Source organism: Sphingomonas crusticola, assembly GCF_003391115.1.
In the GTDB taxonomy this organism is placed as follows: domain Bacteria; phylum Pseudomonadota; class Alphaproteobacteria; order Sphingomonadales; family Sphingomonadaceae; genus Sphingomonas_I; species Sphingomonas_I crusticola.
In genome coordinates this window covers 3,329,406-3,355,389 of sequence record NZ_QTJP01000001.1, presented here as the reverse complement: position 1 = coordinate 3,355,389, position 25,984 = coordinate 3,329,406, and the positions used below count along the sequence as shown (strand labels likewise).

The 25,984-nt window shown below is 64.5% G+C and carries 33 protein-coding genes; 16 read left to right on the top strand and 17 right to left on the bottom strand.

All coding sequences use genetic code 11. The annotated features are described in order from the left end of the window. The first annotated feature begins 56 nt into the window (after window positions 1-56). From DX905_RS15810 to DX905_RS15790, 5 genes are all read left to right on the top strand, one after another. Window positions 57-1,151: an AraC family transcriptional regulator gene (locus tag DX905_RS15810; RefSeq protein ID WP_116092195.1), complete on the top strand. Its 1,095-nt coding sequence runs from the start codon at window positions 57-59 to the stop codon at window positions 1,149-1,151. A 57-nt stretch (window positions 1,152-1,208) separates the two neighbouring features. After that, window positions 1,209-2,651, top strand: a complete 1,443-nt coding sequence (locus DX905_RS15805) for a S41 family peptidase (RefSeq protein ID WP_116092194.1) — start codon at window positions 1,209-1,211, stop codon at window positions 2,649-2,651. Between the two features lie 74 nt (window positions 2,652-2,725). Beyond that, the gene (locus tag DX905_RS15800; protein WP_116092193.1) at window positions 2,726-2,935 is read left to right on the top strand and encodes a hypothetical protein; all 210 of its coding nucleotides are present in this window, start codon (window positions 2,726-2,728) and stop codon (window positions 2,933-2,935) included. Between the two features lie 136 nt (window positions 2,936-3,071). Next, a complete protein-coding gene (locus tag DX905_RS15795) occupies window positions 3,072-4,307 on the top strand; it encodes a periplasmic substrate-binding domain-containing protein (RefSeq protein ID WP_116092192.1) in 1,236 nt (411 codons plus the stop codon). A gap of 36 nt (window positions 4,308-4,343) precedes the next feature. Further along, window positions 4,344-4,769 (top strand): DUF4112 domain-containing protein, encoded by a 426-nt coding sequence (locus tag DX905_RS15790; RefSeq protein ID WP_116092191.1) that lies wholly within the window; start codon window positions 4,344-4,346, stop codon window positions 4,767-4,769. Here DX905_RS15790 and DX905_RS15785 read toward each other — a convergent pair. Together DX905_RS15785 and nadC are read right to left on the bottom strand one after the other, a co-directional pair. Then, a complete protein-coding gene (locus tag DX905_RS15785; RefSeq protein WP_116092190.1) occupies window positions 4,766-5,434 on the bottom strand; it encodes a ribonuclease T2 family protein in 669 nt (222 codons plus the stop codon). The genes DX905_RS15790 and DX905_RS15785 overlap by 4 nt on opposite strands. Then, the gene (gene nadC, locus DX905_RS15780; protein WP_116092189.1) at window positions 5,431-6,276 is read right to left on the bottom strand and encodes a carboxylating nicotinate-nucleotide diphosphorylase; all 846 of its coding nucleotides are present in this window, start codon (window positions 6,274-6,276) and stop codon (window positions 5,431-5,433) included. Before nadC ends, DX905_RS15785 begins: the two co-directional genes overlap by 4 nt. A gap of 81 nt (window positions 6,277-6,357) precedes the next feature. Here nadC and DX905_RS15775 point away from each other — a divergent pair, with 81 nt between their 5' ends. Beyond that, on the top strand, window positions 6,358-6,906 hold the full coding sequence (locus DX905_RS15775; RefSeq protein WP_116092188.1) for a hypothetical protein: 549 nt from the start codon (window positions 6,358-6,360) through the stop codon (window positions 6,904-6,906). Window positions 6,907-7,005: 99 nt separating this feature from the next. Here DX905_RS15775 and nadA read toward each other — a convergent pair whose 3' ends face one another. Then, complete coding sequence (gene nadA, locus DX905_RS15770; protein ID WP_162875674.1) at window positions 7,006-8,007, bottom strand: quinolinate synthase NadA; 1,002 nt, start codon at window positions 8,005-8,007, stop codon at window positions 7,006-7,008. Window positions 8,008-8,145: 138 nt separating this feature from the next. Here nadA and DX905_RS15765 point away from each other — a divergent pair, with 138 nt between their 5' ends. The 4 genes from DX905_RS15765 (at window position 8,146) to DX905_RS15755 (ending at window position 11,921) form a co-directional block, all read left to right on the top strand. Next, a complete protein-coding gene (locus DX905_RS15765) occupies window positions 8,146-10,467 on the top strand; it encodes a glycoside hydrolase family 31 protein (RefSeq protein ID WP_116092186.1) in 2,322 nt (773 codons plus the stop codon). Next, window positions 10,464-11,015 carry an NADPH-dependent FMN reductase gene (locus DX905_RS15760; protein WP_116092185.1) on the top strand — a complete coding sequence of 184 codons (552 nt, stop codon included), beginning with the start codon at window positions 10,464-10,466 and terminating at the stop codon, window positions 11,013-11,015. Before DX905_RS15765 ends, DX905_RS15760 begins: the two co-directional genes overlap by 4 nt. Window positions 11,016-11,076: 61 nt before the next feature. Next, on the top strand, window positions 11,077-11,445 hold the full coding sequence (locus tag DX905_RS16340; protein WP_240320903.1) for a hypothetical protein: 369 nt from the start codon (window positions 11,077-11,079) through the stop codon (window positions 11,443-11,445). Beyond that, complete coding sequence (locus DX905_RS15755) at window positions 11,376-11,921, top strand: SMP-30/gluconolactonase/LRE family protein (RefSeq protein ID WP_240320976.1); 546 nt, start codon at window positions 11,376-11,378, stop codon at window positions 11,919-11,921. Before DX905_RS16340 ends, DX905_RS15755 begins: the two co-directional genes overlap by 70 nt. A 112-nt stretch (window positions 11,922-12,033) precedes the next feature. On the opposite strand, the gene DX905_RS15750 is transcribed toward DX905_RS15755, so the two are convergent. The 7 genes from DX905_RS15750 to hisI form a co-directional block, all read right to left on the bottom strand. After that, on the bottom strand, window positions 12,034-12,654 hold the full coding sequence (locus DX905_RS15750; RefSeq protein ID WP_116092636.1) for a DUF4230 domain-containing protein: 621 nt from the start codon (window positions 12,652-12,654) through the stop codon (window positions 12,034-12,036). Next, window positions 12,651-13,463: an MBL fold metallo-hydrolase gene (locus DX905_RS15745; protein ID WP_240320902.1), complete on the bottom strand. Its 813-nt coding sequence runs from the start codon at window positions 13,461-13,463 to the stop codon at window positions 12,651-12,653. Before DX905_RS15745 ends, DX905_RS15750 begins: the two co-directional genes overlap by 4 nt. A gap of 44 nt (window positions 13,464-13,507) precedes the next feature. Further along, on the bottom strand, window positions 13,508-13,840 hold the full coding sequence (gene grxD, locus DX905_RS15740; RefSeq protein WP_116092182.1) for a Grx4 family monothiol glutaredoxin: 333 nt from the start codon (window positions 13,838-13,840) through the stop codon (window positions 13,508-13,510). Window positions 13,841-13,851: 11 nt separating this feature from the next. Beyond that, the gene (locus tag DX905_RS15735) at window positions 13,852-14,085 is read right to left on the bottom strand and encodes a BolA/IbaG family iron-sulfur metabolism protein (protein ID WP_116092181.1); all 234 of its coding nucleotides are present in this window, start codon (window positions 14,083-14,085) and stop codon (window positions 13,852-13,854) included. Between the two features lies 1 nt (window position 14,086). After that, window positions 14,087-14,413 (bottom strand): DUF1476 domain-containing protein, encoded by a 327-nt coding sequence (locus DX905_RS15730; RefSeq protein WP_116092180.1) that lies wholly within the window; start codon window positions 14,411-14,413, stop codon window positions 14,087-14,089. 61 nt (window positions 14,414-14,474) lie between these two features. Continuing rightward, complete coding sequence (locus DX905_RS15725; RefSeq protein WP_116092179.1) at window positions 14,475-14,792, bottom strand: hypothetical protein; 318 nt, start codon at window positions 14,790-14,792, stop codon at window positions 14,475-14,477. Between the two features lie 63 nt (window positions 14,793-14,855). Continuing rightward, on the bottom strand, window positions 14,856-15,218 hold the full coding sequence (hisI, locus tag DX905_RS15720) for a phosphoribosyl-AMP cyclohydrolase (protein WP_116092178.1): 363 nt from the start codon (window positions 15,216-15,218) through the stop codon (window positions 14,856-14,858). A 115-nt stretch (window positions 15,219-15,333) separates the two neighbouring features. Here hisI and purF point away from each other — a divergent pair, with 115 nt between their 5' ends. After that, the gene (purF, locus tag DX905_RS15715) at window positions 15,334-16,785 is read left to right on the top strand and encodes an amidophosphoribosyltransferase (protein WP_116092635.1); all 1,452 of its coding nucleotides are present in this window, start codon (window positions 15,334-15,336) and stop codon (window positions 16,783-16,785) included. Between the two features lie 148 nt (window positions 16,786-16,933). Beyond that, window positions 16,934-17,659: an SDR family NAD(P)-dependent oxidoreductase gene (locus DX905_RS15710; RefSeq protein ID WP_116092177.1), complete on the top strand. Its 726-nt coding sequence runs from the start codon at window positions 16,934-16,936 to the stop codon at window positions 17,657-17,659. Here DX905_RS15710 and DX905_RS15705 read toward each other — a convergent pair. Further along, complete coding sequence (locus DX905_RS15705; protein ID WP_116092176.1) at window positions 17,631-18,068, bottom strand: periplasmic heavy metal sensor; 438 nt, start codon at window positions 18,066-18,068, stop codon at window positions 17,631-17,633. The two genes, DX905_RS15710 and DX905_RS15705, sit on opposite strands and share 29 nt — an antisense overlap. A 91-nt stretch (window positions 18,069-18,159) precedes the next feature. Here DX905_RS15705 and DX905_RS15700 point away from each other — a divergent pair, with 91 nt between their 5' ends. Genes DX905_RS15700 through DX905_RS15685 form a run of 4 tightly spaced genes read left to right on the top strand, consistent with a single transcriptional unit; the run spans window position 18,160 to window position 21,856 of the window. Continuing rightward, complete coding sequence (locus tag DX905_RS15700) at window positions 18,160-18,639, top strand: RNA pyrophosphohydrolase (protein ID WP_116092175.1); 480 nt, start codon at window positions 18,160-18,162, stop codon at window positions 18,637-18,639. A gap of 12 nt (window positions 18,640-18,651) precedes the next feature. After that, entirely contained in the window at window positions 18,652-19,596 is a 945-nt protein-coding gene (locus tag DX905_RS15695; RefSeq protein WP_116092174.1) for a DUF481 domain-containing protein, read from the top strand. Continuing rightward, window positions 19,596-20,606, top strand: a complete 1,011-nt coding sequence (locus DX905_RS15690) for an arginine N-succinyltransferase (protein WP_116092173.1) — start codon at window positions 19,596-19,598, stop codon at window positions 20,604-20,606. Before DX905_RS15695 ends, DX905_RS15690 begins: the two co-directional genes overlap by 1 nt. Next, on the top strand, window positions 20,606-21,856 hold the full coding sequence (locus DX905_RS15685) for an N-succinylarginine dihydrolase (RefSeq protein ID WP_116092172.1): 1,251 nt from the start codon (window positions 20,606-20,608) through the stop codon (window positions 21,854-21,856). Before DX905_RS15690 ends, DX905_RS15685 begins: the two co-directional genes overlap by 1 nt. Window positions 21,857-21,868: 12 nt before the next feature. Here DX905_RS15685 and DX905_RS15680 read toward each other — a convergent pair whose 3' ends face one another. The 6 genes from DX905_RS15680 to DX905_RS15655 are packed head-to-tail and all read right to left on the bottom strand — an operon-like array spanning window position 21,869 to window position 25,862. Next, window positions 21,869-22,972: a hypothetical protein gene (locus DX905_RS15680; protein WP_116092171.1), complete on the bottom strand. Its 1,104-nt coding sequence runs from the start codon at window positions 22,970-22,972 to the stop codon at window positions 21,869-21,871. Beyond that, window positions 22,969-24,048, bottom strand: coding sequence for a phospholipase D-like domain-containing protein (locus DX905_RS15675; protein ID WP_205412278.1), 1,080 nt, complete (start codon window positions 24,046-24,048; stop codon window positions 22,969-22,971). The genes DX905_RS15680 and DX905_RS15675 overlap by 4 nt, the downstream gene beginning before the upstream one ends. Before the next feature lie 59 nt (window positions 24,049-24,107). Next, on the bottom strand, window positions 24,108-24,332 hold the full coding sequence (locus DX905_RS15670) for a DUF4169 family protein (RefSeq protein ID WP_116092170.1): 225 nt from the start codon (window positions 24,330-24,332) through the stop codon (window positions 24,108-24,110). Then, window positions 24,332-25,213 (bottom strand): diacylglycerol/lipid kinase family protein, encoded by an 882-nt coding sequence (locus DX905_RS15665; protein WP_240320901.1) that lies wholly within the window; start codon window positions 25,211-25,213, stop codon window positions 24,332-24,334. The genes DX905_RS15670 and DX905_RS15665 overlap by 1 nt, the downstream gene beginning before the upstream one ends. A 35-nt stretch (window positions 25,214-25,248) precedes the next feature. Continuing rightward, window positions 25,249-25,452 carry a helix-turn-helix transcriptional regulator gene (locus tag DX905_RS15660; RefSeq protein WP_338053774.1) on the bottom strand — a complete coding sequence of 68 codons (204 nt, stop codon included), beginning with the start codon at window positions 25,450-25,452 and terminating at the stop codon, window positions 25,249-25,251. Beyond that, the gene (locus tag DX905_RS15655; protein ID WP_116092168.1) at window positions 25,452-25,862 is read right to left on the bottom strand and encodes a hypothetical protein; all 411 of its coding nucleotides are present in this window, start codon (window positions 25,860-25,862) and stop codon (window positions 25,452-25,454) included. The genes DX905_RS15660 and DX905_RS15655 overlap by 1 nt, the downstream gene beginning before the upstream one ends. Window positions 25,863-25,984: the final 122 nt, after the last annotated feature.

Below are 25,984 nucleotides of genomic sequence, written 5' to 3'. Positions count from 1 at the left end.
CCGCCCCCCCAAAATGAGAGTTGTGATGATCATGATGGGGCTGCAACAATTGCGATATGAACGATCTGGTCTTCGGCTGGCGCACGGCGACGCTCACGGTGGCGATCATTCAGCTTTTGCTGATCGCGGCCGCCCTAAGCCGGCCGATCGCCAATCGCGTCGCCAACCGGACGCTTTCGTTCCTGCTACTGACCCTGGCCGGAATCGTTACACCTTGGGCGATCGGCTTCGCCGGCTTTTACGATCACTGGCATTGGCTCACCTTCGCGCCCTTCTCGATCACGCTCGCGGTAGCGCCCCTCCTATGGCTCTACGTGAAGGGCTTGGTCGATGGGGAATGGCCGCCCCGCTCATGGTGGCATCTCGCGCCGGCCGCGGTTCAATTTCTTTTTCTATTGTCCGGATTTCTTCTCCCGATGGGATTGAAGAGCCAATGGGCGGATATCGCGTTGCTGCCTTATGGCGCCGCTGCCGGCGTCGCCACGACTGTCGGGCTCATAGTCTACGGCATCGCCAGCCTGCGCGCGATACGCCGTTACCGCAGTCGAATGGCCGACGTGCGCAGCGACGATGCGCGATATGCCCTGCGATGGTTGACCCGGATAATCGGCGCCAACCTGCTCCTGCTTCCGATCTGGTCAGGTTATGCGATCTGGGATGCGGTCGCACCCTTGGGATATCGCCGACTCATGGGACTATATGTCGCGATCGCAGCATTCGCTCTCTATCTGGCTATCGAGGGGTGGCGCCACGCTACGCTGCCGTTTCCGCGGCTGGTGGAAGCCGATCCGCTGCCGACGGCCACGCGCGATTGGGAGGAGCTTGGCACAAGATGGGCGGCAATCGTGAGACAGCAAGGATGGGCAGCCGATCCGGAATTGAGTTCCGCGCTGCTCGCACGAAAGCTTGGCACAAATACCAGCTATCTGTCCCGCGCGCTGAACGAGGGGCTGGGCATCGGCTTTTCGACATTCATCAACCAGCTTCGTAGCGAAGCCGTGGCCGCGGCGCTCTCGGCCGGGGACAGACGGGACGTACTCGACCTGGCATTCGAAGCTGGCTTCGCCTCCAAGGCGAGCTTCAATCGCGCTTTTCAAGCGAGCTTCGGCATGAGCCCGAGCGCGTATCGTCGCGTCTCACTTCATAAATGAAGCTGTATTTGTCGAAATGAGGCGCGCAAGCGGGCGGTTTCTTGCCACCTGCCGCCCATGAACAGACGCCAAGCTCTTGCCGCAATCGGTGCGTGGACCGCCTTCCCTGCCATTAGCGCCACCAACGCGGACTATCGCGGGGACATAGCTATATTGCGGGAGGCGCTGCGATTGCATCCCGGTCTCTATCGCTATGCCACGCCGTCGCAGATCGACAGACGCATTGCCCGGCTTGAGCGTGATTATGTTGCCGCCGCGACGATTGAGCAGCGATATCTGACGCTCTCAAGATTTCTCGCCACCATTCGCTGCGGTCATACCTATTGCAATTTCTACAACCAGAGCGACGATGTCGCGGCCGCCTTGTTCGACCGCAACAGTCGGCTGCCTTTCCATTTCGATTGGATTGAAGGCCGCATGATTGTGGTCGCCGATCCCGACGGGGTCGGTCTTGCTCCGGGAAGCGAGGTGTTGACCGTCAACGGCGTGCGCGCCGCCGAGATGCTCGCGACGCTGCTGCCCTATGCACGCGCGGACGGACATAACGACGCCAAAAGGGTTGCGTTGCTCGGGGTGACCGGCAGCGACCGCATCGAATTTTTCGATGTCTTTCACGGGCTGATTTACGGTGTACCGCCCAATGAGACCCATCGGCTTGTTCTGCGCCGGCCCCAAGGCACGATCCACGCCACGCAAGTCCCCGCCATCGGGCTTGCCGCCCGACAGGCGCAAATGACGGCGCGAGACTATTCCGGCGAAAAACCGGCCTGGAGCTGGACGATGCAGGATGACGGCATCGCAACGCTCACCATGCCCAGCTGGGCCTTGTACGAAAGCAAATGGGACTGGCGGCAATGGCTCTCGGAGCGTCTCGACAGCCTGCATGGCGCCAAGGGATTGATCGTCGATATTCGCCAGAATGAAGGCGGGGAAGATTGTGGCGATGCCCTGCTGGCGCGCCTTGCGGAGAAGCCCATCCTCGATCCCGGAGCCGAACGCCGCGTCCGCTTCGTTCGCACGCCGGCCGCGCTGAACCCTTATCTGCATACCTGGGACAAGAGCTTCCGCACGCTCGGTGTAGGGGCGCAGCCCATCGGAAACGGATTTCTCCGGTTGACGGGGGATCATGCGGAGGAAGTGATCGCCCCGGTCGCACCCCGGATCACGCTTCCGGTCGCGGCATTGATCGGACCCGTCAACAGCTCGGCCACCTTCCAGTTCGCGCAGAAAGCCAAGCGCAGCCGGCTGGTCCGGCTGTTCGGCGAACGAACGGGTGGTAATCAGCGCGGCATCAACGGCGGGTGCTTCTTCTTCGTGCAGCTCCCGGCCAGCGGCATCGAATTCGACTTGCCGCTCATTGGCTATTTCCCGGAGGGAAACCCGCCGGATACCGGCCTGGCACCCGACGTCCACGTGCAACGGTCGGCCGCCGACCTCGCGGCAGGCAGGGACGGCGCTCGCGCCGCGGCTGCTGCCTGGATATTGCGAGGAAGCGCGTGACGATCTGATCTGTTTATTCCTCGTGCCGTTCGCCCACTCCATGCGTTCCGCACAGACACGATCAGGAGGTTAGCATGGGCGACGATAGCAAACCGGGCGCGGCGGGCGACGAGAACCAGCCACCGGTCGAGATGGCGAATGACGAGGGCGCCGATCCGTCGGGCGATATCGAGCGGCAGAATTCGGGCGGCAACTCGGCCGATGGCACGGCGGCGCGTGGCAATATCTTCAGCGAGAAGGACGGCGATGCCGGACTGGATGCTCCGCAAGCGCATCCGAGCTGACCTTCGGCCCCGGTAGCCTCGTCATTGCTCGGCGGTTTCTGCGATGTCGTCTTAGGCTCCCTACCGGCTACAGGGGAGCGCAGTGTGGCGGACGCGCCTCTGTTGCTTCAGGCATGTGCCGGGTAAGCTCTTCCAGATGCGGCCATACCTTCTTACTCTGCTGAGCGCGACGTTGCTGCTGACGGCGTGTCAGGGACGGGCGGGCGATGGACCGCTCGACGTGAGCGTGATCGGCGAGCGGTGGACCGAACCGACCCCGGCGGCTGCGCTTCTGACGGCCACCAGCGGCGGACTGGTCCGGCTCGATCGCGAGGGCCAGGTCATTCCCGGCGCCGCCGCACGCTGGGCGATCCTCGATGACGGCGTGGATTATATCTTTCGCATCGACGATCAGGCGGGGCTCACCGCCGCGACGATCGTTCGCCGGCTCCGTGCCGGGCTGCGCCGCCAAGCGCGCAATCCCGATTTCGCCGCGCTGGCGCCAGTGGAAAGCGTAACCGCCGTCACGACAAAAGTGGTGGAAATGCGCCTGTCCGTGCCCCAGCCCGATCTGCTGCCGCTGCTCGCGCGTCCCCAGCTCGCGGTGGGCAGCCCCACGGCCTTGCATCCAACCGCTACAAGCAATGCGCAGATATTGCTGGGCGCGCGCGCAGGCGAGGAAGCGCCACCGGCGGTGCGCCTGCGGACCGAACGCGTCGGCCGCGCGGTGGCGCGCTTCCAGGCGAATGAGGGGCTGGCGGTGCTCGGCGGGACCTTCGCGGACTTGGCGGTCGCACGCGTCGCGCAGCCGCGGCGCGACGCATTGCGGTTCGATCCGGCGAGCGGGCTGTTCGGGCTGGCGATCCGCAACAGCAAGCTCGATCCGGCGCTCCGCAATGCGCTGTCGCTGTCGATCGATCGCGACCGCATCGTCATCACATTTGCCGCCCCCGGACAGGCCAAGGCGACGACCGTCGCAGGTTCGACGATCGAGCCGGATCTCGAGCAGCGGCGCGCCACGGCGCGGGCCCTGCTGGCGGGAACGGCGCGACAGGTCCGCGTGGCGATGCCGGCCGGGCCCGGGGCCCGCCTGCTATTCGCCTTGCTCGCCGACGATTGGCGAAAAGTCGGCGTTACAGCAGAAGCTGTCGCGCCGGGCGCGGCCGCCGACCTCATGCTTGTCGATCGCGTAGCGCCGCCCGGCACGCTGGCAACACTCGCCTGTGCGCTGAGCGCAGGATGCGATCCGCACGATCGGCTGGCCTTGATCAACCCGCCTTATATCCCGATCGCGACGCCGATCCGCTGGTCGCTGGTGGCGCCGTCGCTCGACCTGTTCACCGCCAACAGCCTAGCGGTGCATCCGCTCGATCAGTTGCGCGGGCGCCGCTGAGCGGAACCAACAATGCCGTTCGCGCGATCATGGTCCATGGCCAACACCACACGACATTATCAAGCGCTCGCCGACCGGCTTCCGGGCTTCGGGCGCGACCCGCAATCGGTGCGCAAACGGGTGGAGGCGATGGAGCATCTGCTCGAGCGTATGTTCGTCATTCCCGGCATTAATCGCCCGGTCGGGCTCGACGTTATTCTCGACGCCCTGCCGTTTGCCGGCGGTTTCGTGGGCGCGGTGCTAGGCTCGTGGATGGTGTGGGAGGCACGCAATCTCGGCATGTCGAAATGGCAGATGGCGCGCATGTTCGGCAATGTCGGCGTCGATGCCGTGCTCGGCGCGATCCCTTGGCTGGGCGCGATTCCCGACTTTTTCTTCCGATCGAACAGCCGAAATCTGAAGATCATCCGCCGCCATCTCGACAAACATCATCCGGCGACGGTGACGATCGAGGCCCGCTAACGAGGCAAACGTATGCGGACCGGCCGATCGGCCGCGATCGGCGTCGCGCATTTTTCCGGTCTGAAGCGGGTATCGAGGCACAGCCACACCTCCCGCAGCCAGCCGTCGCGATCGAGGTTCAGATTTACCGTGTCCGGTCGCATCCCCGGATTGGCGGCGGCAAAGGCCGACGCCAAGGTGCCGGCGGAGACGGCCGTGCGACCGAGCGCCGCCATGTCCGGGGTGCGGAGGCGATGGAATAGCCGGTTGGACCGCCTGAAATAGGCATCGGAGGTTATGCCCATGCAGGTGCCGTGCTTGGCCCATTCGTGCTGCATAAGCTGGGCCGAAGGGGTCGCCCGGAAATGGGCCGCGATCGTGCTGGGCGGGAGGATGGCAGCATCGGCGCACCATTGCGGCCAGCTTTTACCCAGCCCGTCGGGCCACAGGCCGTGCAGCACGAAACCACTGCCCTTCTCAATCCCGCACTGGAAGCTCTCCGCCCCGGGCACGGGATGATAGCAATGTTCGGGTGTCCAGATGAGCGCGAGCGTGTAGCTGCCGATCGGTTCGATCCGGCGCGGCTGATCCGCGCTGGCGCCTTCAGCGTGCGGCACGGGAATATGTGCGGGTAACGCCCAGCCGGTTGCGGCGTAGGCGACGGCAAGGGCGAACAGACCCATCATAGCGAAGCGAAATCCAGGCCGATGTCGGCGGCGGGTGCGGACTGGGTCAGGCGACCGACCGAAATATAGGTCACGCCGGTTTCGGCGATTGCCCGGATCGTATCGAGCCGGACGCCGCCCGACGCCTCCGTGGGCACCCGGCCGTCGACGGTCGCCACGGCTTCGCGCAAAGTGGCGGGGTCCATATTGTCGAGCAGCAGCCAGGTCGCGCCCGCATCGAGCGCGGGGCGGATCTGATCAATCCGGTCGACCTCGACGATGACGCGCTCAATACCGGCCCGAACCGCGCGCCTTACGGCCTCGCCGATACCGCCGGCGACCGCGACATGGTTGTCCTTGATCATCGCCGCGTCCCACAGCCCCATACGATGGTTGCGGGCGCCCCCCATAAGCGTCGCATATTTCTCGAGCCGGCGCAGGCCGGGGATGGTCTTGCGCGTGTCGAGCAAGATCGCGCCGGTGCCGGCAATCGCATCGACATAGGTACGCGTGAGCGTTGCGATGCCTGAGAGATGCTGGATCGTATTGAGTGCTGAGCGTTCGGCGGTGAGCAAGGCGCGCGCCTTACCCTGGACCCGCAACAGCGCAGTGCCGGCCGGCACCGAAGCGCCATCCTCGGTCAGTATCTGAATTTGCGCCGTGGGATCGAGGCGCATGAAAAAGGCGGCTGCCAGGCCCATTCCAGCGACGACGATCGCGTCGCGGCTCGCCATGGTGCCGGTAAAGCGGGCATCGGCCGGGATTACCGCCTGCGAAGTTATGTCCCCCGCCTCGCCCAGATCCTCGGCCAGGGTGGACGCAATGAAGGCATCGCGGTCGAAGCCGTCCAGTTCGAAACTCATGGCAGCTCCATCATGTCGGGGGCATTTGTAAGGTGGCCGTAGCGGGGGTAAAGTGTCGGCTTCTTACGATGGAGACGAACGATGCGTTTGACCATCATCGCGATTGCCATTGCTCTCCCGGGGGTCGCCGCGGCCGCACCTGCCCCGGCTTTATCGTGGGGCAAGCCCCGCGTCTCGCTCGCGACCTACCGCGCCGAGGCGATCGGCTGCGGCATGCGCGCTTATTACACCGACGTGTCCGATACCAAGGCCGCCCAAAGCTTCGTGGAGGGGACCCGCCGGATCGATGCGACGCTGGGCGCGTCCAGCGCGACGCCCCTGCCCGGCGTCTCGTCGGCCCAGGCCGCCCAGGATGCGATCGGCAATTACACCACCGTCCAGCAGATCGTGCACAGCGTCCATCCTGAAGAGGGTTTCCAGGAGATCAAGGACCTGCAGGGCTCGCTGGTCGCCAAATGCCTGATCGACCATGGCTATCACCGCTTCCACCTGACCGACGCGCAGCGCAAGCGGCTCGAAAAACTGAAGGTCGGCAGCGAAGAGCGCCATGCCTATCTGCATAAGCTGGCGAGCGACCCGGAGATACTTTCGACACAGGCCGAGCCCGATCCAGGCACGGCGGCGCAATAAAAGCTCGGGACGCGAGGCTTTCCTGTCCCGATCGTCCTTGCGAGCGGAGCGAACCGCCGGGGCGTGTACCGCGCCCCGCAATGACGAAAATAGAGTGCCCTAGTCTCCCGACGGCGGATGCTGCCCCAGATCGCCTTTGCCGACCGTGGCACTGGCCATTTCGAGCATGCGGTCGAGCGGGCGCTTGGCGGCGAGGCGGGTGGCCTCGTCCATCTCGATCCGAGGGCTGAGATCGCGCAGCGCGAGGTAGAGCTTCTCGATCGAGTTCATCGCCATGTACGGGCACATGTTGCAGTTGCAGTTGCCGTCGGCGCCGGGCGCACCGATGAAGGTCTTGTGCGGCGCCGCCTTTTCCATCTGGTGGATGATATGCGGCTCGGTTGCGACGATGATCGTCTGCGCCGGCGAGGATAAGGCAAAGTCAAGGATTGCGCGCGTCGAACCGACCTGATCGGCATGGTCGAGGATGTAGGCCGGGCATTCGGGATGGGCGGCCACCGGCGCCCCTGGATATTGCGCCTTGAGCTTCAGCAGCTCGGTTTCGCTGAATGCCTCGTGGACAATACAGGCTCCCGGCCACAACAGCATGTCGCGGCCGGTAATGCGGTTGAAATAGGCGCCGAGATTCTTGTCAGGTGCGAAGATGATCTTCTGATCCATTGGGATCTGGGACAATATCTTCTCGGCAGACGAGGAGGTGACGATGATGTCGGAATGCGCCTTCACCGCGGCTGAGCAATTTATGTAGGTCAGCGCGATATGATCGGGATGTGCCGCGCGGAAGCGGGCGAACTGCTCCGGAGGGCAGGAATCTTCGAGGCTGCAGCCGGCTGCCATGTCGGGCAGCACCACCGTCTTCTGCGGCGACAGGATCTTGGCAACTTCAGCCATGAAGCGCACGCCGCAAAAAGCGATCACGTCCGCGCTGGTCTCCGCCGCCTTGCGCGACAGATCCAGGCTGTCGCCGACGAAATCGGCCAGATCCTGAATCTCCGGCACCTGATAATAATGGGCCAGGATGACCGCATTCTTTTCCTTGCGCAGGCGATCAATCTCCGCGCGCAGGTCCAGTCCGGCAAGGCTTTGAGTAAGAGCGTTCATAGACCCCAGATAGGAAAGCCGAAGCCCTTTGTCGAAGGTGATCAGCATCGATCATTGATGAAAATACAATTCGTATGTGAAATAGGTGGATCAAAGCCATCGCCACGTATTACGGGGTGAAAAAACGGGGAGGATCGGATGCGCATTGCAGGGATGATGACGGCGGCCTCGACGCTGCTGCTCGCGGGAAGCGCGTTGGCCGCACCGCTGGCGACTGTCGAACGCCATGGCAGCGTGGTCGCGGTGGAGCCTTATGCCGCCAACATCGTCCGCGTGACGATCGCGCTCGACCGCGATCTGGCCGATGCCGCGCCCGGCTATGGCGTCAGCGCCAAGAGCGACGCCAGCGGGTGGAGCCACGGCGAGAGCCAGGCGGGCGACACTTTCGCCTCAAGCGCAATGAGCGTGACGGTCAATGCTCAGCCCTGGCCCAAGGCGCCCAGCCAGATGGAGCGTTATTTCGCGCCGTCACTGCCTCCTGTTTCCGTGACGATCAAAGGCGCCGATGGCCGCGCGATCGTGGCCATGAACGGGTGGGAGATGGCGCCGCAGGAGGTCGCCGGGGAAAAGACGTTCAAGGTTGGCGCGAGCTTCTCAATCACGCCGGACGAGCATTTCTACGGGCTCGGCCAAAATCAGGAAGGTACGCTCGACCTGAAGGGCCGCACGATCGACTGCCGCCATTATTATGACGCGCCCGCCGGGGAGCAGGTGTGCGTGCCGGTGCTGGTGAGCTCCCACAACTACATGATCGTGTGGGACAATCCCTCGGCGACGACGGTCTCGGCGGGCATGAACAACAGCACGCATTTTCAGTCCAATGTCGGCGAGCGGGTTTCCTTCTTCGTCGTCACCGGTGCCAACAGCGACGATCTCTACCGGGGCTATCGGCTGCTTACCGGCATTACCCCCCTGCCCCCCAAGGCGGCGTTCGGCCTGATCCAGTCCAAGGCGCGTTACGAGAGCCAGGCCGAATTGCTGGGCATCGCCAAGGGTTATCGCGACCGCGGCTATCCATTGGACGTGATGGTGCTCGACTGGTTCTACTGGACACGGATGGGGCAGCTCGACATCGATCGAACCTTCTTTCCTGATCCGGCCGGCATGAACCGCCAGCTCCACGATTGGGGCATGCACAGCATCATCTCGGTGTGGCCGCGCTTCGAGAAAGAGAGCCGTTACTTCAACCTGCTGGCGGCGAAGGGCTGGCTGCTCAAGGACAAGGACGGCAAGCCGGTGGATGGGCTGGCGGTGCGATCCGACCGCGCCGGGGCGCTGCTCGACAGTACCAATCCCGCGGCACGCGCCTGGTTCTGGGACAAGATCCGCGACAATATCGCTTCGCAGGGCTTCGACTGGTTCTGGCTGGACGAGACCGAGCCCGATCTGGTGCCCGACGGCTATCTCTATTCGATCGGCTCGGGCGACCGCTACCACAATGTCTTCCCGCTCGTGCATACCGGCGGTGTCGCCGAAGGATCGGCGCGCGATCGCCCCCAATTCCGCAACCTGATCCTCGCCCGCGCGGCCTATCTCGGCGCGCAGGCCAGCGGGGCGATCTTCTGGACATCGGACGTGCAGGCGACATGGGAGGCGCTCAAGCGCCAGGTGCCCGCCAATCTGGGAATGGCGGCCAGCGGCATCGCCTATACCAGCAGCGACACCGGCGGCTGGCAATGGCCGAACGGGCCGAAGGCGGCCCACGCCCCGCTGGTCGATCCGGCGGGCGCGACCGCGATGGCGCCGTCCTATGCGGACTATCCCGAGTTGTTCGTGCGCTGGTTCCAGCTCAATACGTTCACGCCGACGTTACGCATTCACGGCCAGCGTCCTGGCACGGCGATCTGGGAATATGGCAAGGCGGCCGAGCCGATCCTCGCCGACTTTCTGCGACTGCGTTACCAGTTGATGCCCTATCTCTATTCGCTGGGATACAACACTTACCAGAGCGGCGCGCCGTTCATGCGCGCCCTGTTCATGGACTTCCCCGACGATCCCGCCGTGGCGACGATCGGTGACGAATATATGTTCGGGCCGGCTTTCCTGGTCGCGCCTGTGACCGAGCAGGGTGCCGTCAGCCGAAAGGTCTATCTGCCCGCCGGCAGCGACTGGTACGATTGGTGGACCAACCGCAAGATCGGCGGCGGCCAATGGATCGAGGCTGCGGCGCCGATCGAGCGCATACCCTTGTTCGTCCGTGCCGGATCGATCGTGCCGCTAGGTGCGCCGATCCAGAATACGGCGACAAAACAAGCATTGTCGGAGATCCGCATTTTTCCCGGCCGCGATGCCAGCTTCATGCTCTATGACGATGATGGCGTGAGCAATGCCTACCGCAAAGATGGCGGAAAACCAGCGCTGTTGCGCTGGGACGACGCGGGAGGCCGATTGTCGACCGGGAGCGCGCTTCCCACCGGGCAGACGCCCGCTCCCTTGGTAAAGGTGATACGCGCGCAGTGATTACCATATTGGGGCTCTCCGGCAGCCTGCGCCGTCACAGCTTCAACAGGGGATTGCTGCGGGCGGCGGCCGAGGCGATGCCAGAGGGGGCACGACTGGAGCTCGGCTCCATCGCGGATATCCCGCTCTACGATGGAGACGTAGAGGCGCAGGGCATTCCCGCGGCAGTCGCCGCGCTCAAGGAACGCGCCGCGGCCGCCGAGGCCCTGCTGCTTGTCACGCCGGAATATAACAATGGCATTCCCGGCGTGTTCAAGAATGCGATCGACTGGATGAGCCGTCCCGCCGACGATATACCTCGCATCTTCGGCGCCAAGCCGGTGGGAGTGATCGGCACGTCGCCGGGTCGGTTCGGGACATTGTTGAGCCAGACTGCATGGCTGCCGGTATTGCGCACGCTGGGGGCGAACCATTGGAGCGGAGGGCGGCTCGTGGTTACGGGTGCCGGCGGTCTGTTCGACCAAGCGGGGAATCTCACCGATGCGGCCACCCGCGCGCGGCTGCGGACTTATCTGGCGGACTTCGTGGAGCATATCGCAGGCGCTTGACCGCGGCGATCATTCTACCGCTAATCTGCCGGACGGCGGCACGCCGCGGATGGAGGAGATGATGCGCGCGATATTTCCGCTGACGGTCTTGCTTGGCGCCGGCGCGGCGACCGCCCAGACCGCGCCGCGCGTGATAGCCAATGTCGGCTTGGTCGGCTCTGAATGCGTGCGCTACGATACGTCCGCCGACCGCTACATCGTTTCCGATCTCAACGGCGCCGAGCCGGGCTTCGTCTCGATCGTCTCGCCGGACGGCGCGGTCGAGCAACTCAAATGGATCGACGGCGGCGTCAGCGGGCTGGCCGATCCGCTCGGCCTCTTCGTCGCCGGCGACAAAGTCTATGTCGCGACGTCGCGACGATCAGGGTTTACGACCGGCGCAGCGGTGCGGCCATTTCCGCCATTTCCGTTCCGGGCGCGCAGCGACTGAACGATCTCGCCGTCACCGGCGACGGTACGATCTACGTCACCGATTCCGGCAAGCCCGATCAGCCCGGCGCACTCTTCCGCGTCTCGCCCAAGGGCAAAGTGATCGAATGGGTTGCGCGCGACGATGCGCTCGAGAAAGTGAACGGCATCGCGGTAATGGCGGACGGTACGATCGTGCACGGCGGCCGCGGGGTGAATCTGGTGTTCCGTAATGCCGCGGGCCGCATCCTGCGCGAACGCAGTCTCCCCACCGGCCGCATCGATGGGATCATTCCGCTGGCGGACGGCGGTCTGCTCGTGGCGAGCCAGGACGGTCACACCGTCTATCATGTCGCGCCTGACAATGGCCCGATCACGCAAGCCGCCAAGGATATCGAAGTGCCGGCGGCGATCGGCTACGATGCAAAGCGTAACCGTCTGATCGTCCCTCAGATCCGCGCGGCTTCGCTGACATTCGTAGACCTGCCGGCACGGTAGCGAAGGTCCAGGCGCCTCGCTCTTCCGTTCGCGCTGAGCCGGTCGCAGGGCCGCTCTTCTCTAGCTTAATGAAAGACAGTGCTTCGACAAGCTCGAACGGTTGGGAGATCGGCTATCGCTCGTCCCGGAATCGCGCGGTGACGGTCGCGTCGATGCCGGCTGCCTTGAGCGGCATCGCGAAGCTGCGCTGGATCGCGTTGCGAGCCGCGTCCCGCGCCAGGCGCATCGGCAGCGCGTCGCGCGCCTGCCGCACCAGCTCCGCCTGCCCGGCGGACTTGTTGGCAGCATCGAGCCGCGTGCCGATGTCCGTGAGGGCCATCAGCACACCGCCCTCTCCATAGGTCTGGATACGCTGCAGATCGACGTCGGGCGCGGACACTTTGAGCGGCGGCAAAGTCACCGTGAGCGTGCGGCTGGCCGCGTCCCATGCCAGATCGCGCTGCTGGAGCGCCGCAAGGTCGAGCTCGTAACGCACCATGCCCGGCATGATCAAAGTCTGCTTGGCCGATAAACCGAAGCGATGCTGCTCGGACGTGACGACGGCCACGAAGCGCGCGGCGAACGGCACCAGCACGGCCTGCTGGCGCACAGCCTGCAAGCTCGCCGCCGCGACCGTCACCGGATCGGGATTGAGCTCCTTCTTGAGCTTCCAGCCGAGTGCCAAGATGATGCTCAAGGCGACCAGCACGATCAGCAGCAGCGCGCCGACGAACTTGGCAATCGGCCGGATCATGCCGCGATCGCCCAATTATCGCCGTCACGCCACACCCGGTCCCGCGCCTCCAGATCGATCAGATGCGCCAACACGGAACGGCCGGCCGCGCCGTGCAGACGCGGATCGATGCCGCGATACATGCTTTGCACCATCAGCGGGATCGGCTGCGCTTCCTGCTCGAGCAGGTCGAGGATCTGGCGTTCGCGCTGGCGGCGGTGCGCCGCGATAGCACGCACGAAGCGCTGCGGCTCGCGCACGGGATCGCCATGCGCCGGATAATAGATGCGGTCGTCGCGCCGGATCAGCTTGTCGAGGCTTGCCATATAATCGGCCATGTCGCCGTCGGGCGGCGACACGACGGTGGTCGACCAGCCCATGATATGATCGCCCGAAAAGAGCGCGCCGCTTTCCGGCAGCGCGAAACAGAGATGGTTGGAGGTGTGACCCGGCGTCGCCACCGCCTGCAGCGTCCAGCCCGAGCCGGTCACGCTCTCGCCATCGCCGAGCACCCGATCCGGCCGATAGTCGGCATCGAAGGCAGCGTCGGCGCGCGGCCCGTCATCGTCCATCGTCAGCGGCGCGCAGCCGATGATCGGCGCCCCGGTCAGCGCCTGGAGCGGGCGGGTCGCCGGGCTGTGGTCGCGATGCGTATGGGTGCACAATATGGTGATGATCCGCTCGCCTGCGGTGGCGGCGCGGATCGCTTCGATATGCTCCGGCAGGTCCGGGCCGGGATCGATCACCGCCACCTCGCCGCGCCCGACGATGTAGGTCTCGGTCCCGGTATAGGTGAATGGCGACGGATTGGGCGCCAGAAGGCGGCGCACCAACGGCTCCAAGGTCACGGGGATAGCAGTCACGCCACCGGCGCTCACTGCGCGGCGGAGACGCCCTGCTCCTGCATCAGCTGGCCGAGCTCACCGCTTTCGTACATCTCCATCATGATGTCCGATCCGCCGATGAACTCCCCCTTCACATAAAGCTGCGGGATCGTCGGCCAGTCGGAATATTCCTTGATGCCCTGGCGGATGCCCTGATCCTGCAGCACGTCGACGGTCGTATAACCGACCCCGAGATGCTCGAGGATGGCGATCGCCCGGCTGGAAAAGCCGCATTGCGGAAAGAGCGGCGTGCCTTTCATGAACAGGACGACATCGCTGCCTTTGACGGCGGTATCGATACGGGAGCGCGGATCATCGGTCATGGCAAGATACTCTATGAAGGGATTGCGGTTGTGAGCTGAAGGGCATGGAGTGCGCCGCCCATATTGCCACCGAGCGCCTCGTAAACGCGACGCTGCTGGGCAACGCGCGACTGGCCACGAAAGCTTTCGGACACGACCCGTGCGGCATAATGATCGCCGTCGCCGGCAAGGTCGGTGATCTCCACATGCGCATCGGGAATCGCCGTGCGGATCATCGTTTCAATGTCTTCGGCCGCCATCGCCATATCAGCGCTCGACCCCGATCAGCTGGCGGCGCGCCTCGATCGTGGCGTCATGGAGCGCGCTACGGACGCGGCTTTCATCCATCTCGACATTGGCCGAGAGCAGATCGCCGACGAGCTTGCGGATGACATCCTCATCGCCCGCTTCCTCGAAATCGGCCTGTACTACCGCCTTGGCATAGGCATCGGTCTCTTCAGGAGTGAGCCCCATCAAACCAGCCGCCCAGGTGCCGACCAGCCGGTTGCGGCGTGCGGTGACGCGGAACGCCATCTCCTCATCGCGTGCGAACTTCGATTCGAAGGCACGTTCGCGATCTTCGAAAGTGGTCATTCAGCGTGCTCCCTTGTTTGCAGAGAAGATAGGGATGGGCGCGGAAGCGCGCAACCAAGCCTTAAAAGGGGATGGCGAAGGTAATCATCGCCCGCGTGCTGCCGAACGCCCCTTCATCGACATGCGCCTTGAGCTTGCCGCCAAGAAATTTGGTCTCGGCCACGATCGGATCGTCCCGATATCGCCCCTCATCGATCGGGCGAAGCCGATAACGCTCGTCGGCATCCCTGGTACCGCACACGACGATCTCGTCGGTCGGCGCGCGGCTGTCGCATTCGATCGGCGGATGAAGGTAGGTATGCGGTGGAACGGTGGCTTCGCCCGTAACCACAGAGGTGGGATCCAAGACCGCTGCCAGAAGATAGGCCAATATTGCCATCGATCTCTCCCACCAGCCTGACGCCAAGCTCTCATCGCATTGCGGCGTTTTTGTGCCGCGGTTTCAGCTTTCACCCACCAATGCCCCGCCGTCGATCCGACGGTAGAAGCAGCTGCGCTCGCCGGTGTGGCAGGCGGGGCCCGCCGGCTCCACTTTCAGCCAGACTGCGTCCTGATCGCAATCGATGCGCAGCTCCGCCACACGCATCACATTGCCCGAGGTCTCACCCTTCTTCCACAGGGCGCCGCGCGAACGCGACCAGAACCAGGCCTCGCCGCTGTCGATCGTATGCTTCAGGGCGTCGGCGTTCATGTGCGCGACCATGAGCAGCTCACCGCTGTTGCGGTCGGTAACGACGGCGGTGATCAGCCCGGCTGCGTCCCAGCGGGGGGCGAGATTGCTGCCGTGTTCGATGTCATCAATCATGTCTGCGCCTTAGCGATCGGGGCAAAATAGGAAAAGTTCGTCATTAACCTGTAATAGGGGCGACATCCGGGATCAGGCCCCCTATATGAGCGGCCACGGCGGCAATAGGGCTGAGATGCTCACCACCAATCCATTCGATGACGACAAGCTGCGCGAAGAGTGTGGCGTCTTTGGCGTTTACAATGCCGAGTCGGCGGCTGCGGTCGTCGCGCTAGGCTTGCATGCGCTGCAGCACCGCGGCCAGGAGGCAGCTGGTATCACCAGTTGGGACGGTGCGCTGTTCCACAGCCACCGCGCCATGGGCCATGTCGCCGGCAATTTCGACCGCGACGAGACTATCCGAGCTTTGCCGGGCCGCGTCGCTTGCGGCCATGTCCGCTACTCGACCACCGGCGAGACCGCGCTGCGCAACGTCCAGCCGCTGTTCGCCGAGCTGGCCGGCGGCGGCTTCGCGATCGCGCATAACGGCAACCTCTCAAACGCGATCCACATCAGGCAGGAACTGGTCCGGCGCGGCTCGATTTTCCAATCGACGAGCGATACGGAGACGATCATCCACCTCGTCGCCACTTCCACCTACCCGACGATGATCGATCGCTTCATCGATGCGCTGCGCCGCGTCGAGGGTGCCTATTCGCTCATCTGCATGACGCCCGAGGGTATGATCGCCTGCCGCGACCCGCTCGGTATCCGGCCGCTGGTGATGGGCAAGCTCGGCGATGCCACCATTTTCGCTTCCGAGACTGTGGCGCTCGACGTGTGCGGCGCCGAATTCGTGCGGCAGATCGAGCCGGGCGAGATGGTGATCGTGAGCGATACTTTGGTGCGTTCGATCCGCCCGTTCGCTCCCGTGGCGCCCCGCCCCTGCGTGTTCGAACATGTCTATTTCTCGCGGCCCGATTCGGTGATCGATGGGCATTCGGTCTATTCGGTGCGCAAGGCGATCGGCGCCGAACTGGCGCGCGAAACCCTGGTCGAGGCGGATTATGTCATTCCCGTCCCCGATTCGGGCGTGCCCGCCGCAATCGGATATGCGCAGGAATCGGGCATTCCGTTCGAGCTCGGCATCATCCGCTCGCATTATGTCGGACGTACCTTCATCCAGCCGGCCGACAATATCCGGCACCTTGGCGTCAAGCTGAAGCATAATGCCAATCGGGCGTTGCTCGAAGGCAAGCGGATCGTGCTGGTCGACGATTCGATCGTGCGCGGCACCACCAGCATGAAGATCGTGCAGATGATGCGCGATGCCGGCGCGACAGAAGTGCATATGCGGATCGCATCACCGCCGACGAGGCACAGCTGCTTCTACGGTGTCGACACGCCCGAGCGCGCCAAATTGCTGGCGGCGCGCATGACGGTCGAAGAGATGGCGGCCTATATCAATGCCGACAGCCTCGCCTTCGTCTCCGTCGACGGGCTCTATCGCGCGCTCGGCGAACAGTGCCGCGCCCTGGGACGCCCAAGCCATTGCGACGCCTGTTTCACCGGCGAATATCCGACCCCGCTTACCGATCACGAGGAAATTCCGGATCAGTTCGCCATGCTGGAACCCGTCCCCGCCTGAGGTACTCGTCATGCTGAACATGTTTCAGCATCCATCGCCCGAAACGCGCCGCGGCGCGGATGCTTGGTGGACCCTGAAACAAGTTCAGGGTGACGGATAGGCTTCGGTTACGCTTCCACCACGCGCGATGACGCTTTAGTGCGCGGGCATGACCGACCAGCCTTTCTCCGACAAAATCGCCCTCGTCACCGGTGCCAGCCGCGGGATCGGCGCAGCGACTGCCAAGGCGCTGGCCGCCAGGGGCGCCCACGTCATCCTCGTTGCCCGCACCGTCGGGGGCTTGGAGGAGACCGAAGAGGCGATCCACGCGGCCGGCGGCACGGCCACGATCGCGCCGCTGGATCTGGCAGACGGAGATTCGATCGGGCGGCTGGCGGATGCGATAGGACAGCGTTGGGGCAAGCTTGACCTGCTCGTGCTCAACGCCGCGATCCTCGGGACGCTCACTCCTGTACCATCGATCGATGCCAAGGAATTTTCACGGCTGCTGACGCTCAATGTCGGCGCAAATCAGGCGCTGATCGCAGCGTTCGACCCTTGGTTACGGCAGAGTATCGCACCCAGGCTGGTGGCGCTTACGTCCAGCGTCGGGGCCCGTCCGCGCGCTTATTGGGGCGGCTACGGAGCGTCCAAGGCCGCCCTCGAAACCTTGGTCCTGGCCTATGCCGACGAGATGTCCGGGCTAGGCGACATGCGCGTCGCCATCGTCGATCCCGGCGCGACCGCAACCGCGATGCGCACCGACGCCTTTCCCGGCGAAGACCCGGCTACCATCAAGCAGCCAGCGACGGTCGCCAGCGCCATCGCCGATCTGCTCGCCTCGGACTTTCCGACCGGCTATCGGTTCAGGGTTGAGGGGCCGGTGCCGGATTAGACGAACGCCGCGACAGGATGAGCGTGCGCAGGAAGGTGCCGCGATCGTCCTCGGGCAATTGCTTCACCGCTCTCAGCATCCGGTCATTATTATAGGTCCGCATCTGCGCCTGCGCGGCCTCTTCCTGACGCAGCGCCGCCGTCACTTTGTCGACATCGATCACCGGGGCCATCACCGCGCTCATCAGCTGGTCATGCGCCGCCCGGACCTGCTTTCCCAAGGCCTGGAACTGGGGATCGGGGGCGGTCTGCGCCTTGGCCAATATCGCATTGCCCGCGTCCGATACCCCGGGAAAGCGTTTGGGAGCCGGAGCTGACGTCGTCGCCGGTGCGGCAGGAGCCGCCGCGGTCGGAGCCGCCTCGGCCGCGCCTGCGACCAGCAGCAAGGCGAGAGATAGGATGCGCGTCATGGGTCTGTGCTCCAAGGATGGCCCGCCATAGTGGCCCTCGCCGCCTGAACACAATCTTGATCCGCCCGCCGATCTGACCCAAGCGGATTATATGGACACGCTTCCTTATCGCCCCGCCGCCGGCATCATGCTGCTCAACACCGTCGGCAAGGTGTGGGTCGGGCAACGAATCGATAACAAAGCTGATGCCTGGCAAATGCCGCAAGGCGGCCTGGATCCGGGGGAAGACCCGCAAGACGGAGCGCTGCGCGAGCTGGAGGAGGAGACCGGAATCGGCCGCAACATGGTCGAGATCGTCTCCCGGGCGTCACGCACTTTCGATTATGATCTTCCACCCGAACTGGTCGGCAAATTGTGGAAAGGGCGCTATCGCGGCCAGCGCCAGACCTGGTTCCTGATGCGCTTCACGGGCCGGGACGAGGATATCACGCTGGAGACGCCGCATCCGGAATTCCGCGCCTGGAAATGGGCCGATCCACGCGATCTCCCCGCCATGATCGTGCCGTTCAAGCAACAGCTCTATCGGGACGTGTTGGAGGAATTCGCGCCCCTGATCGCCCAGCGCGCCTGAGAGGAGGATGTTATGCGACGCCTGCCCTGCTTCCTGACTTTCCTGGTTTTGAGCAGCCCGGCGCTGGCCGATGCGCCGACCGCGCTCGCCGCCCGCCCGATCGCGCCGACCGACACGATCGCGGCGATGCTCGCGGCCGCCTACCGCACCGGCGACGATGCCACCATCAAGGCCGTCGTCGGCGTGGCCAAGGCGACTTTCCCCGACGATATCGCCGAGATCGACCGGCTTGCCGCCGGCAATGCGGCGGTACTCGCCTCGAGCCGCCGTGACGAGCAGCTGCGCGAACAGGCCCGCATCGCGGCGGCCACGTTCTTCGAAATCTGGAAGGGCGAGCTGGAATTCGGCGCGAGCCGTTCGACCGGAAGCTCGCAAGTGTTTGGCCTCTATGCGTCCGCCCGGCTCAACCGCGACGGACTACGCTGGCGGCAGCGCTTTGCCGGCCGGATCGACTATCAACGCACCGACGGCAACACCACGACCGACCGCATGCTGGTCGCCTACCAGCCGAGCTATAAATGGAATGACGATTTCTATGCTTATGGGCTGGTCCAATATGAGCGCGATCGTTCGCTCGGCTATTCGAACCGTGAGACGGCAGGTGCCGGCATCGGCGTGACCGCGTTCAAGAATGCTTCGGGCAAGCTCGATATCGAAGGCGGCCCTGCCATCCGCGAGACCGATTTCGTCGGTCAGGTCGATCGTACCACGTTGGCGGGCCGCGCCTCGCTTGCTGCGCGTTTCGCGCTGAGCCCGACGCTCAGTTTCAGCCAGGACGCGTCCGTCTTCATCGAGACCGGCGACACCACCGCCACCGCGACGACCGCGATCGACACGCGGCTGATCGGCAAGCTGAAGGCGCGGCTGTCCTACAATGTGCAATATGAGCAGGATAATCTCGAGGGCCGCAATTCGCTCGACACGATCGGACGCGCGACCCTGGTTTACGCTTTCTGATGTCGGTCGTCGTCCGCATCGCCCGCGCCAAGGACATCGACGCGCTCTATGAGATGGCGAAGCTCACGGGCGGCGGCTTCACCAACCTTCCCGCCCATCGCGACGCGCTTGCCGCCAAGCTAGCCCGATCCGACGCCGCGATCGAGCGGGAGGAAGATACGCCCGGCGATCATCTCTATGTGCTGATGATGGAGGATCTGGAAACCGGCCGTGTCGCCGGCACCGCCCAGATCATGGCACGCGTCGGCGAGAGCCAGCCTTTCTATTCCTATCGCCTCGGCGCGGTCTCCCAGCAGTCCGCCGAGCTTGGCCGCATCTTTCGCGCCGACATGCTGACCCTGGTGACCGATCTTGAAGGGTCATCGGAAGTCGGTGGCCTGTTCCTCCATCCCCGCTATCGCGCCGGCGGTCTTGGCATGCTGCTGGCGCGCAGCCGTTACCTCTTCATCCGCCGGCACCGTGCGCGTTTTGCCGACCGCCTGCTCGCCGAGTTGCGCGGCGTGATCGACGAAGCTGGCAATGCCCCCTTCTGGGACGGACTGGCTGGGCGCTTCTTCGGCATGACGTTTCGCGAGGCCGACGCCTTCAATGCGGTCCGCGGCAACCAGTTCATCGCCGATCTGATGCCCAAGCATCCCATCTATCAGGCGATGCTGACCGAAGCCGCGCGTGCCGTCATCGGCGTCCCCCATCCCAATGGCCGCGCCGCGATGCGCATGCTGGAGGATGAAGGCTTCACCGCCGAAGGCTATATCGACATTTTCGACGGCGGGCCGACCATGACGGTCGCGACGGACCGCGTGCGCACCGTGCGCGAGGCGGTGGAAGCGACGGTGGACAGCATCACCGCCGAGGACGGCCAGCGCGCGATCCTCTCGGCCGGCCGGCTCGCCCAGTTCCGCGCGACATTGGGCCAGGTGTCACTCACCGGCGAACTAGGTGTCGATGCAGCCAGTGCCGAAGCCTTGGGCGTGACGATCGGCGACACGATCCTGCATACGGCGCGCTGATGGGCGTGCGCGAGATCAATTTCGACGGGCTGATCGGTCCCAGCCACAATTATGCCGGCCTCAGTCCTGGCAACCTCGCCGCCAGCGCCAATGCCGGCAAGGTCGCGCATCCGCGTGCGGCGGCTTTGCAGGGCATCGCCAAGATGCGCGCCAATCTCGCGCTGGGGCTGACGCAAGGCCTGTTTCTCCCGCACCGGCGCCCGGATCATCGCTGGCTCGCGAGCCTCGCCACCAACGTCGGCGACGCGGCACCGTGGTTGCGCGCCGCGGCGCTTTCGGCGTCGCCGATGTGGGCCGCCAACGCCGCCACCGTCTCGCCCGCCGCCGATACCGCGGACGGGCGCTGCCACTTGACCGTCGCCAATCTCGTGACGATGCCGCATCGCAGCCATGAATGGCCGGAGACGTTGGCGCAGTTCCGCATCGCCTTCGCGAATCCCGCCTTCGCCGTGCACGCACCGGTTCCGCCGCCCTTCGGCGACGAGGGTGCGGCCAATCATATGCGCCTCGCGCCCGGGCCCGATGCGCCGGGCGTCGAGATTTTCGTGCACGGATTCGCCGGCGGCGGCTTTCCCGTCCGCCAGCATGCCGAAGCGGGCCGCGCCATCGCCCGATCCCACGGCCTCGACCCGGCGCGCACGCTCCACGTAGCGCAGTCGGAAGTCGCGATCGCGGCGGGGGCATTCCACAATGACGTGGTCGCTGTCGCCGACGGGCTGACGTTGTTCGCGCACGAACAGGCTTTCGCCGATGCTGCAACCTTCTATGCGGATTTGCGGCGGATCCTGCCCGATGTCGCGATCATCGAGGTGCCGGCGAGTGCAGTGCCGCTCTGCGACGCGATCAGCTCCTATTTGTTCAACGCTCAGCTCGTGACCCTGCCCGAAGGCGGACAGGCGCTGATCCTGCCTGGCGAAGCGCGCGAGACGCCATCGGTGTGGAATTGGCTTAACGAGATGGTCGCCGGCAACGGACCGATCCGGCGGCTGGAATTGGTCGACGTCCGCCAATCGATGGCGAATGGCGGCGGCCCGGCCTGCCTGCGCCTGCGGGTGGTGGCCGATCCGGCGACAATCGATCAGCGCTTCCTGGTCGATGAGGACCGGCTCGACCGCATCGCGGCGCTGGTGGAGCAATATTGGCCCGACAGCATCGCCCCCGATGCCCTGGCCGACCCTGACTTATGGACCAATATCGAAGCCGCGCGCGCGGCCCTGCTTGTCCTGCTTGAGCTCGACGAGCTCTCGTAAAACGACCCTGCCTTAGCCGCGCTCGATCAGCTCAAGGATGAGCTCGGCGGCGCGTTGCGGGGCGGCCCCGCTGGTGTCCCCGAGGGACGCGCGCGCGATCGCCGCCTGACGCGAGGCCAAACCGGCTTGCTGGGCCGGCGCGCGGCCGATCGCGGGCAGAAGATCGTCGATCCTGTCGATCACCTGGCCGCCGCGCCATTGCGCGTAAGAGGGATCATCGTCCCATCGTTCGCGCGTCGGGTTGAGGAAGATGCACGGCCGGGGCTGCGCCATGAATTCGATCGCCTGGCTCGACGTATCGCCGAGATAGATGTCGGCGGCGGCGGTATAGCTGCCATCCACCATCGCGAAACTGTCGAGATCGCAATGGACGTGCGGCAGCGACGCTACCGCCCGCAGCACTTCGCGCACCTCTGGCGCTTTCTCGGCCAGCCGTTGGTGCGGCGCGAGGATCACATTGTAGCGATCCTGCGCTGCCAGTTCAGCCACGATCCTTCTGCCCCACGCGGGCCAAGACGAGCGATGCGGCTGCCAATGCGGCGTATAGAGGATGATCGGACGACGCTCGTCGAACCATTGGTGCGGTGGCGTGCGGTGCCGGAACGCCGCCTTGATATAACCGGTCACCCGGATGGTGGCCGGATCGACGCCATGGCGGGCGAGCGCCTCCCTCTCCCCTTCCGCCGGCACCAATGTCAGCCGTGGCGCCCTGCGCCGGCGATCCGCGCGCGCCATCATCGATCCGGCGCCATGCGCGGTCTTCACGAATTTGGTCCGCAAAGGCAGCAAGGTTGGCAGCCACAAGCTGGTCTGTTCGGCGCACACCGCCACCGGCGTGCGCAACAAATGCGGGATCATGCGCGCAAGCATTAGCGGCTTTAACGGCAGCGGCGGATTGCGGCCGTCCGCGGCGTCGGGGACGGCCCTGAACCCGGGCGCGCGGCGGATGCGGATCTGATCGCTTGCCGCCCAACGGCCGAGGAGCGCCTCATGAACCGACGTGCTGACCCAAAGATCGACCGGTACCCCCGCCGATGCAAGCGCTTCGGCGATCGGGAAAAGGTGCGGAATGAGGAGCGTTTCCCCCAGGAAGAGGAACGCGACCGGTGCCGTCATGCCGAGCGGATCGTCTCGGCCATCTCTGATTTCATCGCATCCCAGCGGCCGGCGAAGGCATCGAAGACATGATCGTCCTCACTCACCATGAGCAGCTCCGAATTGAGCCAGCGGGACGTGCGTGTGAGGTTGAAGCTGCCGAATGCCGACCACCGCCCCTCCGGGCTTTCGGCAAGGACGAACTTGTTGTGCATCGGCAACTCATCCGGATGGCGATAGCGCATGAACGCAACGCCGCTCGCCACCAATTGCTGTTCGATGCGAGGCGGCACGCGCCGCTCGGTAGCCTCCGTCAGCAGCTCGACATGCACGCCCGCCGCCGCCAGCATCACCAGGGTGGCGGCGACGCCGCCGTCACGCAGGTGCGATGCCGCGATACGCAGGCGCGAGCCCGACTGCAGCCGGCGGAGCAGCGAGTCGAGCGGGCTGTTGAGACGCGGAAAGACATAGGCACGCAGCTTGTGGGTGACGATCGGGTTGGACCGCGGCGGGAAATGATCAAACAGACTTTGCGTATGGCTGTGGAGCGCGCGGGCATGCTCGATCAGCGGCGCCACCGCCGCACCGGTCACCTCCGCCAGGAAATTATGTCCCCGGTCCTGATCGCCGATCTCGCGGACGATGCGAGGGTCTTCGGGCTGATTGCCTGACGGGTTGAACGATCCGACCAAGGCCGCCGGCTGCGGATGACTGAAGCAATAAAGCTTTTCGTGCAGGTGGCGGAAGAGGCCGCGCTTCACTACGCGCAGGCCTTCGCCGATCCCGTATTCGGTATCGCTCAATTTCTCGATCACTGCACGGTTGGCCGAGCGCACCCGCGGCGCGCCTTCGACCGAAACCAGCACGCGTACGCCGCGCCGGTGCGCACGAACCAGGGCATCGGCGAGCCGCTGATCGCGGAAATAATAGGTGACCCAGCTAATCTCGCCCCCTGCGGGCACGGCATCGACCCGTGCTTCGAGCAGGTCACGCAACCGCCCTGGCCGGGCGGGGTCGCCGAAAAAGACGCCGCTTACTTCGCCGGGCATATCCGGCACATCATGCTCGGCGAGTTGCTGGTCGAAAACGGCCAACATGCGATTACTCCGACGCGAATCGCGGCCTCATTAGGTTCGCCTGGATGAACCTCCGCTATCTAATCAGCATTTTCCTTAAGGATCGATCCGGCCTCGCCGTCTGAAGCCGATTTTTCAAGGCGGCTTTGTTCGACATGGCGTGTCAGCCGCTCGGTTTCGGCCTGCGCGGCCAGGCGCTCGGCCTTGGTGCGGCCATGAAAGGCGCGCGCTTGCGCCGCCGACTCACCCGCCGACAATCGCTGCCGCGCCCTGCGTGCCCGGCGCAGGTTGATGACATCGCCCATCAGGCCGGCACTGCCATCACGATCGCGTGCCGCGCAAGCTTGGCTGTGACCGGAGTCTGCGCCAGCACCTCTCCGTCGATCGAGATAGGAAGCGGCGGATCGGTGGCGATGCGGAATTCGCGACCCCGAAATTCGCGTACCGTTCCGCGCACCGGGCCTGGCCCACCCAGGCTCAGGCCCCAGCTCCAGAGCAATTTGAAACGTCGCTGACCTTCGATGACCTGGATCACGATGTCGCCATCGCCGACCTCGGTCTCGATCAATTCGGTGCCGCCCTGATAGCGACCATTCGCGATGCGGACCTCGAGCGCGTCGATCGTCACGGCGGACGCGCCCTCCCCGACCGTCAGCAGGAAAGGTTTGAAGCGTGCCAATTGAACCGCCGCCCAACCGAGATAGCCGGGTCGGCCGAGCCATTTCTTGAGATCATGCGGCACCGTTTCGGCGATCAACGGCGAGAGGCCGATCGCCGCGCAATTGGCGAAATAATCGCCGTCGATCATGCCGAGATCGACCTTCTTGCGCTTTCCTTCGGTGAGCACGGCGACCGCTCCGGCGATGTCGAGCGGAATGGCAAGCGAGCGTGCGAAGCTGTTTGCGGTACCGAGCGGCAGCAACCCAAATACGGTATCGGTGCCGACGACATGGTCGACCGCGCATGAGATCGAGCCATCGCCCCCGCCAACGATCACCATCGGCACCTTGGCATTGACCGCCTTCTTGACCTCGTCGGGCAGCTTGGCGGGATTTTTGACCGCCTTTGCCATCACGAGATCGACGCCAGCCTCCTTCAAAAGCCGGCAGGCATCGCGAAAGGCCTTCTCGCCCGTGCGTGACTTGGTGTTGACGATCAGGGCGGCGCTACGGGGAAGTTTGCTCACCCCCCACTAACGTCCCGCGGACCGTTTCGGATGCGTCACTCTTCCCACTGAAATAATTGGTCGATGCCGAGGCCGAACAGCCGCGCGATCCGGAACGCGGCCTCGAGCGAAGGCGAATAGCGCCGCTGTTCGATCGCCGCGACGGTCTGCCGCGTCAGGCCAATCGCCGCTCCCAGATCGCTCTGCGTCATGTTGCGCGCCTCACGCTCGACACGCACATTGTTTGCGATCGGAAACATCATACCGCCTTGTGATGAAGGACCAGGAACAGCGCCTGACGCGCGCATTCGGCAAGCACGATCGCAAGTACCACAGCATAGCCGATGTCCGGGCCGTGAGCGCCAAGATGGAGCGTAGCGACCGCGCAGAGGGCGCCCAATATCAGGACATAATAGCCCACGCTGGTCCCGCGACGATCGAAGCCACGCTCACGCTCATCCATGGCGCTATATTTGTCTGAGGACGTCAGTGCGATGATGATGTGACCCACAATCTGTATCGCGGCCGTCAGCAGCACGGAACCGGCGAGACGCATCATCATCTGGGCAGGATCGGCATGCCGATCATATAGCAAGGCGACGAAGAACCAGCCGTAGATCAGGACGAGGCTGACGAGCGAGAGCAAGGCGCTTTTATAGCGGAAGGACATGGCGCGACTCCGATGTTAAATATCATTAACATCATCATGCTGGCGGGTGGCCATGTCAAATATTTTCGACATTATGCCAGCGCGGGGTCGTCACCAACGCCGCAATCGAACGCAGGCGGTTC

Excerpts from the sequence above, each read along its gene's own strand:
- DX905_RS15810 (WP_116092195.1), top strand. The coding sequence starts at position 57 with ATGAACGATCTGGTCTTCGGCTGGCGCACGGCGACGCTCACGGTGGCG.
- DX905_RS15805 (WP_116092194.1), top strand. The coding sequence starts at position 1,209 with ATGAACAGACGCCAAGCTCTTGCCGCAATCGGTGCGTGGACCGCCTTC.
- DX905_RS15800 (WP_116092193.1), top strand. The coding sequence starts at position 2,726 with ATGGGCGACGATAGCAAACCGGGCGCGGCGGGCGACGAGAACCAGCCA.
- DX905_RS15795 (WP_116092192.1), top strand. The coding sequence starts at position 3,072 with ATGCGGCCATACCTTCTTACTCTGCTGAGCGCGACGTTGCTGCTGACG.
- DX905_RS15790 (WP_116092191.1), top strand. The coding sequence starts at position 4,344 with ATGGCCAACACCACACGACATTATCAAGCGCTCGCCGACCGGCTTCCG.
- DX905_RS15785 (WP_116092190.1), bottom strand. The coding sequence starts at position 5,434 with ATGATGGGTCTGTTCGCCCTTGCCGTCGCCTACGCCGCAACCGGCTGG.
- nadC (WP_116092189.1), bottom strand. The coding sequence starts at position 6,276 with ATGAGTTTCGAACTGGACGGCTTCGACCGCGATGCCTTCATTGCGTCC.
- DX905_RS15775 (WP_116092188.1), top strand. The coding sequence starts at position 6,358 with ATGCGTTTGACCATCATCGCGATTGCCATTGCTCTCCCGGGGGTCGCC.
- nadA (WP_162875674.1), bottom strand. The coding sequence starts at position 8,007 with ATGAACGCTCTTACTCAAAGCCTTGCCGGACTGGACCTGCGCGCGGAG.
- DX905_RS15765 (WP_116092186.1), top strand. The coding sequence starts at position 8,146 with ATGCGCATTGCAGGGATGATGACGGCGGCCTCGACGCTGCTGCTCGCG.
- DX905_RS16340 (WP_240320903.1), top strand. The coding sequence starts at position 11,077 with ATGCGCGCGATATTTCCGCTGACGGTCTTGCTTGGCGCCGGCGCGGCG.
- DX905_RS15750 (WP_116092636.1), bottom strand. The coding sequence starts at position 12,654 with ATGATCCGGCCGATTGCCAAGTTCGTCGGCGCGCTGCTGCTGATCGTG.
- grxD (WP_116092182.1), bottom strand. The coding sequence starts at position 13,840 with ATGACCGATGATCCGCGCTCCCGTATCGATACCGCCGTCAAAGGCAGC.
- DX905_RS15735 (WP_116092181.1), bottom strand. The coding sequence starts at position 14,085 with ATGGCGATGGCGGCCGAAGACATTGAAACGATGATCCGCACGGCGATT.
- DX905_RS15730 (WP_116092180.1), bottom strand. The coding sequence starts at position 14,413 with ATGACCACTTTCGAAGATCGCGAACGTGCCTTCGAATCGAAGTTCGCA.
- DX905_RS15725 (WP_116092179.1), bottom strand. The coding sequence starts at position 14,792 with ATGGCAATATTGGCCTATCTTCTGGCAGCGGTCTTGGATCCCACCTCT.
- hisI (WP_116092178.1), bottom strand. The coding sequence starts at position 15,218 with ATGATTGATGACATCGAACACGGCAGCAATCTCGCCCCCCGCTGGGAC.
- purF (WP_116092635.1), top strand. The coding sequence starts at position 15,334 with ATGCTCACCACCAATCCATTCGATGACGACAAGCTGCGCGAAGAGTGT.
- DX905_RS15710 (WP_116092177.1), top strand. The coding sequence starts at position 16,934 with ATGACCGACCAGCCTTTCTCCGACAAAATCGCCCTCGTCACCGGTGCC.
- DX905_RS15705 (WP_116092176.1), bottom strand. The coding sequence starts at position 18,068 with ATGACGCGCATCCTATCTCTCGCCTTGCTGCTGGTCGCAGGCGCGGCC.
- DX905_RS15700 (WP_116092175.1), top strand. The coding sequence starts at position 18,160 with ATGGACACGCTTCCTTATCGCCCCGCCGCCGGCATCATGCTGCTCAAC.
- DX905_RS15695 (WP_116092174.1), top strand. The coding sequence starts at position 18,652 with ATGCGACGCCTGCCCTGCTTCCTGACTTTCCTGGTTTTGAGCAGCCCG.
- DX905_RS15690 (WP_116092173.1), top strand. The coding sequence starts at position 19,596 with ATGTCGGTCGTCGTCCGCATCGCCCGCGCCAAGGACATCGACGCGCTC.
- DX905_RS15685 (WP_116092172.1), top strand. The coding sequence starts at position 20,606 with ATGGGCGTGCGCGAGATCAATTTCGACGGGCTGATCGGTCCCAGCCAC.
- DX905_RS15680 (WP_116092171.1), bottom strand. The coding sequence starts at position 22,972 with ATGACGGCACCGGTCGCGTTCCTCTTCCTGGGGGAAACGCTCCTCATT.
- DX905_RS15675 (WP_205412278.1), bottom strand. The coding sequence starts at position 24,048 with ATGTTGGCCGTTTTCGACCAGCAACTCGCCGAGCATGATGTGCCGGAT.
- DX905_RS15670 (WP_116092170.1), bottom strand. The coding sequence starts at position 24,332 with ATGGGCGATGTCATCAACCTGCGCCGGGCACGCAGGGCGCGGCAGCGA.
- DX905_RS15660 (WP_338053774.1), bottom strand. The coding sequence starts at position 25,452 with ATGTTTCCGATCGCAAACAATGTGCGTGTCGAGCGTGAGGCGCGCAAC.
- DX905_RS15655 (WP_116092168.1), bottom strand. The coding sequence starts at position 25,862 with ATGTCCTTCCGCTATAAAAGCGCCTTGCTCTCGCTCGTCAGCCTCGTC.